Below are 8,244 nucleotides of genomic sequence, written 5' to 3'. Positions count from 1 at the left end.
ATTAAAAATATAATACAATAAAAAACAATGATATCGAATCATTGTTTTTTAGCGAGCTTATATCTCCATAAATAAATTTAGGGGCTTTACGCTCGCATTTGGTAAAATCTGTACCCATTCAAATTTATTGCGTAAAATAATAGGTTGTAAAATAAACATCAATGAACTAACTGCAAAATTAAATTGACCGACTGTAAATGGCAAAGCCAAGCTTAATACATATGGTACACTAGAAATTGGAGAAGTCCCTAACGCTGATTTGATGATTAAAACAATTCCTAAAGACATAAATGTAAGTCCAATTAAAAAAATACCATATCTTTTTATCATGTAAATTTTCCTTTCTTGTATTATATTGTTAATTAACTATTTAATTATTTTAAAACTAAACAAAAAATTTTTCAATAGTTTATAATAATTAAAATCTATATATTTATAGTTTAAATTTATTAACTATATTATTATTTAATCATATAAGTTTAATAATAATTTTCTTATTAAATTGAAGATAGATAAAAAAATATAAAAAAACAGCACTATTAAAATTTAGTGCTGTTTTCTTATTTCTAACTTAAATTTTAACTAATTCATATTCACAAGTGCCAAGTCCAATTTTTTCAGCATGTTCAAGACATACATGCCAATTTGTATTTGGATGTGTATTATGGAAATGATCATGTTTTGCTGCTTCAACGCTATCTTTTAAAATATTATCAGCAAGTTCTGAACCTGCAATTACAGGAGCTTCATTTACAAGATCTGCACTAGCCTGATCAATAGCAACTGGATCGAAAGATGCTAACATACCAAGGTTTGGTACAATTGCCATGTCATTTTCACCATGACAATCACAATTTGGAGAAACATCAGTGATAATATTGATATGGAAATTTGGTCTTCCATGTAAAATAGCATGAGCATATTCTGCCATACGTCTATTCAATAAATCTTCTGCATTCCAATTTGTAGGACTGATAGCATCAAAATGACAAGCACCAATACAACGACCACAACCTACACATTTATTTTGATCAATAGTGCATTTTTTATCTGTAATAATTGGAGCACCATGAGCACAAATTCTGCTACAAGCCCCACAACCTACGCATTTATCTGTATCTACGCTTGGTTTTCCATCACAATGCATTTCCATTTTACCAGCACGAGAGCCGCCGCCCATGCCGATATTTTTAATTGCACCACCAAAACCAGTCATTTCGTGACCTTTAAAATGAGATAAATCAATGATAATATCTGCATCCATCAAAGCTTGACCGACTTTTGCTTCTTTTACATATTCACCATTTGGCACAGGAACATAAGCTTCATCTGTACCTTTTAGACCATCTGCAATAATTACCTGACAACCTGTAGTGAATGGATTATATCCATTTTCATAAGCTGCATCCATATGTTCTATAGCATTTTTTCTACGACCTACATATAAAGTATTGCAATCTGTTAAAAACGGTTTACCACCGCGAGCTTTTACTACATCAGCTACTACTTTTGCATAATTAGGGCGAAGATATGCTAAATTTCCTGGTTCACCAAAATGAATTTTTATGGCTACAAATTTATTTTCAAAATCAATTTTATCAATACCCGCTTTTATCATTAAGCGTTCTAATTTTTGTAATAAATTTTCTTTACCTGGATATGCACGCATATCAGTAAAATAAACTTTAGCTTTTTCCATAATTACCTCTCCTATGTATATTATTTATATCATATAATAGCATATTTTTATATACATAGTCATTTTACAACTTAAAGTACACTTCAAGTCAATAAAAAAATCCTTAGCTATCGCTAAGGATTAATCAAAATATATTTATTTACTTACAGCAAAGCGTTTGCCAAAATCTTCACAAGTATTTAAGCCATCTTCATCTGGTGCTTCATTGATGATTAAACCATTTTCAAATAAATCAGCACCAGCTTCTTTGACTTGTTCTTCCCAAGTCGTCATCCATTCGCCACTGCCCCAACCATAAGAGCCAAATAAAGCTACAGCTTTACCATTTAAAGAGTTTATCATCTCATCAAAAACTGGCTGAAATTCACATTCTTCCAAAACTTCTGCACCCATAGCAGGACAGCCTAAAATAAGCCCATCATAATCATTTATTGAAGCTACATCAAAGTCACTTACAAAATATAAATCGCAAGATACTCCTGCACCATCTACACCTGTTTTAATTGCATTTGCCATTGCTTCTGTATTTCCAGAACCACTCCAATAAATAATCGCTATTTTATTCATCAAAAAACCTCCTAAAGTTTAACTTAAACAGCTTTTACTAAATCTTCTATTGATTGCCCTTGTGACAAACAAGCACAAAAACGGTCTGAGCATTCTGCGTATTTTGCAAATAATTTTTCAGCTCGTTTCGTATCTGAATATACTTTCCATTGACCACAGATTTTAAAATGACGTCCGCTATTTTCAATAAAACCTTTTACATCTTCTAACGGATAACCTAAAAATATGCCAATCTCATGAGGAAAGCCTTTTTGCAAGCTCATGCGAGTCTTTAAATAATTTAGGCATTGATTTAGATTTTTAAAATTCACATAGCCATAAAAACTCAAAAATTCTTGAACTTTATCATCTCGAATTACCTGATTTAAAGCATTTTGGCGATAAATGAAGAGCAATAGCCAATTATCTGTTTCTGATATTATAAAAAATCTTATGCCTTTACATTCCATACATTTCTTATATCGTTTTAACATCAAATGACAATTTTTTATACGTTGTTTATTGAACGAAATTAAACTACCTGGCTTTATACCTTCTAACGTAGGAGCACCATGAAAAGCTAACATAGTTTCTACATTATCACATACTCTCATTTCTTCACCTCTTTAAATTGATAATCATTATCATAAATGTATTATATAATAATTGATAATAGCTTTCAATAATAAATTTAATTAAAATAACTACTTTTTCAAATAAAAATAGCTATAATAAAAATAAATAGTTCCTCGCTTTAAATATAATAAGCTAATAAGCCAAGAACAAATAAAACTACGGATGTGATTTTATGTATAAGAAACTATTTATCAATAAAACCTTACAAAACAATGAATTCAAGCAAATAATTTCCCTTTTAGAACAGAAAAATATCTCTATATCCCTTGTAGAAACTAAAGCAGATTTCACAGATAAAGATAATGCTTTATTCATTGGCATCAATGCTCAAGATAGTGATTTAGCCCAAGAATTAAATATAGATTTTGCCCTTGCTACATGGTCTTGCCATAATTTTAAACATATTCAAGCAAAATATTATTTTCGTCAACCTTATGATATTTTAAATACATTAACTATGATTGAAAAACCATATATCAATCATAAATGGCTTACGACTGCCATGGAAATGCAATTTATCGCTCAAGCTGGTCTTGCCTATACTAAAGATGATTTTGATTATGAACGCTTCACTAGACTTAGCGAAATGGCTGCTGAAATCATGAGCGAATATGTAGATTTACCTGTAGAAAAAGTAAAAACTCTATTTTGCAATGAGACTGGCTATCAAACACCAAAATTAGATACACGTTCTGTTATCTTCAAAGATGATAAAATCCTGCTTGTCAAAGAACGTGATGGCCGTTGGTCTCTCCCTGGTGGCTGGGTAGATGTCAACCAATCCATCTGCGATAATCTCATCAAAGAAGCCAAAGAGGAGGCTGGTCTTGATGTCGTTCCTACTAGATTAATCGCAATACATGATAGAAATCGCCACAATGTGCCATTATACGCTTATGGCATAACTAAAATCTTCATGCTCTGTGAAGTTATCTCTGGCAAATTCAATCAAAATATAGAAACAAGTGCTAGTGCTTATTTCACGCTAGATAATCTCCCTAATCTATCTCTAGGAAAAAATACAAAAGAACAAATTGAACTTTGTTTTGCTGCTTATAAAGATAAAAATTGGATACCAGTCATTGATTAATAAAAATGTTTCACGTGAAACAATAAAAGCCTTAAGAAAAACTCTTAAGGCTTTTTTATTATCTATTTATTTTTTACGGATTGGATTTATTTTATCATCTTCTGTAATTTTTCTAATTACTCGACAAGGATTACCTACAGCTACTACATCATCTGGTATATCTTTTGTTACCACTGAACCTGCACCAATTACTGAATGTTTGCCAATGCTTACACCTGGCACTACTGTTACTTTACCACCAAGCCAAGCACCATCACCGATGTTAATTGTCTTTGCCTTTTCAATGCCTTCATTTCTAGCTTCTACATCAAAAGGATGTATAGCTCCATAAAGCCCAGATTTTGGCCCAATTAAAGCATGTTTGCCAATATTGATTTCATTCGTATCCAAAAATACACCACTGTGATTGATAACAGTATTATCTCCTACTTTTACATTACAGCCATAATCACAAGTAAATGGTGGTATAATATTAGCATTTTCACCAAATTCTTTAACAATAGCCTTTGCCATTCTATCTTTATAAGATAAAGTATTTATAGTTATTCTGCTATATGCTTCTGTCTTTTTATTATTTTCTTGACGCAATTTCAACATAGAATAATCCATTGCATTATACCATTGACCAGCTATCATCTTATTAAATTCACTTTTATTTATATCTTTTTGCTTTGCTAATTCTTCTTGAAATTTCTTACTATCTTCTGCTGTGATTTTACGCAAAACTCTAGCAGGATTGCCCACTACTATTGTATTTGGCTCAACATCTTTTGTTACTACTGCACCAGCACCTACAATGGCGTTTTTACCAATAGTTACACCACCTAAAATAGTAGCTGAACCACCAATCCATACATTGTCTTCAACAGTTATTGGCTTAGCATATACAAGCCATTGTTCACGTTGTTTAGCGTCAATTGGATGCATAGCTGTATAGAAACTTACTTTTGGCCCAACTAATACATTATCGCCCAATTTTACCATCGCATTGTTAAGCATAATACAATCATAATTGATAAAGCTATTTACACCCATTTCTAAATGATTGGCAAATTCCATATAAAATGGGCTATTAATCATAGCACCTTCATCTAATTTTGCCACAAAAGTTCTTAAGAAATCTCTACGACGTTGAATTTCACTATTAGATAATTTATTTAAAATCTCTACATAATGAACTGTATCTTTCACTATATTAAAAATAGCTTCATCTTTCGCACTATAAACATAACCATTTTCCTGTTTATATTTGCTATCTTTTGTTTCATCATCTAAAATCAAACTATTTATATATTCTCTATCTTTATCATTTATCTGTCTAATTACTTTACAAGGATTACCTACAGCAATTGAATTAGCTGGAATATCTTTTGTTACTACAGAACCTGCACCAATGACGCAATTTTCACCAATAGTAACACCTGGAGTAATGACTACATCTCCACCTATCCAACTATGAGAACCTACTGTTACAGGAAGTGCGTATTCTGTTACTTTTTCCTTACGTAATTCATGATGAATAGGATGACATGGTGTGAAAATATTACAATTTGGCCCCATATACACATAATCGCCAATTGTAACTTTTGCTGAGTCTAAAAAGCAACAATTATAATTTATATATGTATTATTGCCAATAAATACATGATCGCCATAATCACAACGAAATGGTGGCACAATATAGCTATCTTGACCTATTTTTGCTACTATTTTTCTTACTAAAGACATCACATATTCCGTATCAAAATGACTAGCTCTACTCAATTCACTGACTAAACCATATGTTCTATCTTTTATATCAGTTAATTCTTGTTCAAAAACATCGTATAATAATCCTTCTTCTTGTAATTGTCTTGCTGTTTTTGTCATACAACTTTACTCCTCAAAATACAGATTTATTCTTTTCTCTAGTTTAGCAAAAAAAGAGCCTTGATAACAAGACTCTTTTTAAAATCAATATACATACTTTTCTAATGATGGGTTTAATTCTTCAGGACTTGTTGTCTCAGTTGTATTCATATCTGTTGTTACATCAGAAACAACTTCTACATTCTCTTCACTACTATTATTATCTTTATACTCATCATTATTTATATTATTATCTACGTCATCAGATGTTTCTATATCTGTATTTTCAGCTATATCTACATCTTTTACTTTTGTCTGTTGGGCTGTATCTGCTACATCTGCTGTTTTATCATTTAAGCTTTTGGCTCTATTGACAATTGCTGCATCTAAAGCCGCTAAATTTTTATTTGTTTCTCTACTATATTTTATTCTTTGCTCAGTAATTTTATTTAGTTTAATTATATTTTGTTTATCCATTACAGTTCTATCTTGTAATTCACTAGGATCATAAAAACTGAAACCAAATTCAAGCCAAGCCGGTGCATCTTCCCAGCGATAGTCATCATTATAAAATACAGTAATCAAAGTTTTTTGTCCACGTGTAGCTGAAGCTACTAAACAATCCCCTGCGGCATTTGTAAAGCCTGTCTTTATGCCATTAGCACCTTTAAAACCACTTTTCAAAAAGCGATTTGTGGTAGTTACATATTCAGTATGACCATCCATGTATTTCATATCATATGCTTTTTTACTTACTATTTCTCTAAATTCAGGTTTTTTCATGGCATAACTTGCAATAATCGCCATATCATGAGCTGTGGAATAATGACCTTGAGCTGTAAGTCCATGTGGATTTACAAAATGAGTATTTACTGCCCCTAATTCTTTTGCTTTATCATTCATCATTTTGGCAAAAGCTGGTACACTGCCTGCTACTGTTTGTGCTACAGCTACTGCTGCATCATTACCAGATACTATCATCATACCAGTCAAAGCTTCTCTTAAAGTTATTTTATCACCTAATCTTAAACCCAAAGAAGAAGGCTCTGTATTTACAGCTTCTGGTGTTATTACTAATGGCTCATCTAATTTACCACTTTCTAAAGCTAGAATTGCTGTCATTATTTTTGTAGTACTAGCAGGATGCATAATCTTATCTTCATCTTTGCCATACAATACACCATTATCATCGGCATCTATCAAACAAGCTGATACTGCTCCTGTACTAGGTTCTGGCAATGGTTTTGCTAACGCTATATTGCAAATAAATAAACATAAACTAAAAATTACAGCTATCTTTTTAACATACATAAAATAAAACTCATCTCTCTTTAATAATCATAATCCTATTTACGTCTTGGATTTTTCTTAAGTGTATCAATATCATATGGAGTTTCTTGATATACATAATAGTTAAGCCAATTATTAAATAATAAATTAGCTACACTTCTCCATCTTACAATTGGTTCTTTTGTTGGATCATCATCTGGATAATAATTTATAGGTATATGCATGTCCATACCAGCTTTTATGTCTCTATCGTATTCACTTTTCAAACTATATGGATCATATTCTGCATGACCTGTAATGAAAAATTCATTATCTTTTAAATTAGCAACTATGTAGACACCAGCATCGCCTTCTGCCATAATAGTTAAATCTTTTACTTTTTCTATATCTTCTCTTTTCATACCAATATGGCGAGAATGTGGCACATAAAATTCATCATCAAAACCACGGAATAATTTTTCATGTTGTACATTTAAATGATGTTTATATACACCAAAAATTTTTCTAGGTTCATAATATTTTTTTATACCATAATGATGATAAAGCCCTGCAAAAGCACCCCAACAAATATGAAAAGTAGACCAAGCATGTTTTCTACTCCAATCCATGATTTCACATACTTCTTTCCAATATGCTACTTCTTCATATTCCATGCGTTCAACTGGTGCTCCAGTGATGATAAATCCATCATAATATTTATCTTTTATATCTTCAAAGGTACCGTAAAACTGTGATAAATACTGTATTGATGTATGTTTTGGTAAATATGATTCTGTATAGATAAAATCTACTTCAATCTGTAATGGTGTATTACCTAATAATCTTAATAATTGTGTTTCCGTAACAGTTTTATTCGGCATCAAGTTTAAAATTAAAATCTTTAGGGGACGAATATCTTGTGTGTAGGCTCTTTCGGTATCCATCACGAAAATATTTTCACTCTCTAGTATTTGTGAAGCTGGCAATGTACTTGGAATTTTTATAGGCATATTTTCTTATCCTCCCACTATTATTATAAATTTTGTGAAATATTAAAAAATCTTTTGCTATGGCGTTAATTCTATCACAGCGATAAAACCTCGTCAATTAAGATTGACTTTACCTCTTAGCTTTTATCTATAACTTTTTTTCTATA

At 31.2% G+C, this 8,244-nt stretch carries 8 protein-coding genes; 1 reads left to right on the top strand and 7 read right to left on the bottom strand.

The window, feature by feature from the left end:
• Positions 1-57 precede the first annotated feature (57 nt).
• From Q5I67_RS09975 to Q5I67_RS09960, 4 genes are all read right to left on the bottom strand, one after another.
• On the bottom strand, positions 58-330 hold the full coding sequence (locus tag Q5I67_RS09975; protein ID WP_302487225.1) for a DUF6198 family protein: 273 nt from the start codon (positions 328-330) through the stop codon (positions 58-60).
• Between the two features lie 241 nt (positions 331-571).
• Positions 572-1,699: a DUF362 domain-containing protein gene (locus tag Q5I67_RS09970; RefSeq protein ID WP_302487224.1), complete on the bottom strand. Its 1,128-nt coding sequence runs from the start codon at positions 1,697-1,699 to the stop codon at positions 572-574.
• 135 nt (positions 1,700-1,834) lie between these two features.
• A complete protein-coding gene (locus tag Q5I67_RS09965; protein ID WP_302487223.1) occupies positions 1,835-2,266 on the bottom strand; it encodes a flavodoxin in 432 nt (143 codons plus the stop codon).
• A gap of 23 nt (positions 2,267-2,289) precedes the next feature.
• Entirely contained in the window at positions 2,290-2,859 is a 570-nt protein-coding gene (locus tag Q5I67_RS09960) for a DUF3793 family protein (RefSeq protein ID WP_302487222.1), read from the bottom strand.
• A gap of 194 nt (positions 2,860-3,053) precedes the next feature.
• Here Q5I67_RS09960 and Q5I67_RS09955 point away from each other — a divergent pair, with 194 nt between their 5' ends.
• Positions 3,054-3,971, top strand: coding sequence for an NUDIX hydrolase (locus tag Q5I67_RS09955; protein WP_302487221.1), 918 nt, complete (start codon positions 3,054-3,056; stop codon positions 3,969-3,971).
• A gap of 66 nt (positions 3,972-4,037) precedes the next feature.
• On the opposite strand, the gene Q5I67_RS09950 is transcribed toward Q5I67_RS09955, so the two are convergent.
• From Q5I67_RS09950 to metA, 3 genes are all read right to left on the bottom strand, one after another.
• On the bottom strand, positions 4,038-5,840 hold the full coding sequence (locus Q5I67_RS09950; RefSeq protein WP_302487220.1) for a sugar O-acetyltransferase: 1,803 nt from the start codon (positions 5,838-5,840) through the stop codon (positions 4,038-4,040).
• Positions 5,841-5,924: 84 nt separating this feature from the next.
• Complete coding sequence (locus Q5I67_RS09945; protein WP_302487219.1) at positions 5,925-7,130, bottom strand: D-alanyl-D-alanine carboxypeptidase family protein; 1,206 nt, start codon at positions 7,128-7,130, stop codon at positions 5,925-5,927.
• Positions 7,131-7,165: 35 nt separating this feature from the next.
• Complete coding sequence (metA, locus tag Q5I67_RS09940) at positions 7,166-8,098, bottom strand: homoserine O-succinyltransferase (RefSeq protein WP_302487218.1); 933 nt, start codon at positions 8,096-8,098, stop codon at positions 7,166-7,168.
• Positions 8,099-8,244 lie beyond the last annotated feature (146 nt).

Source organism: uncultured Megamonas sp., from assembly GCF_958438645.1.
Lineage (GTDB): Bacteria > Bacillota > Negativicutes > Selenomonadales > Selenomonadaceae > Megamonas.
Note: the sequence above shows the minus strand (reverse complement) of the source record. Positions and strands in the feature narration are given on the sequence as shown.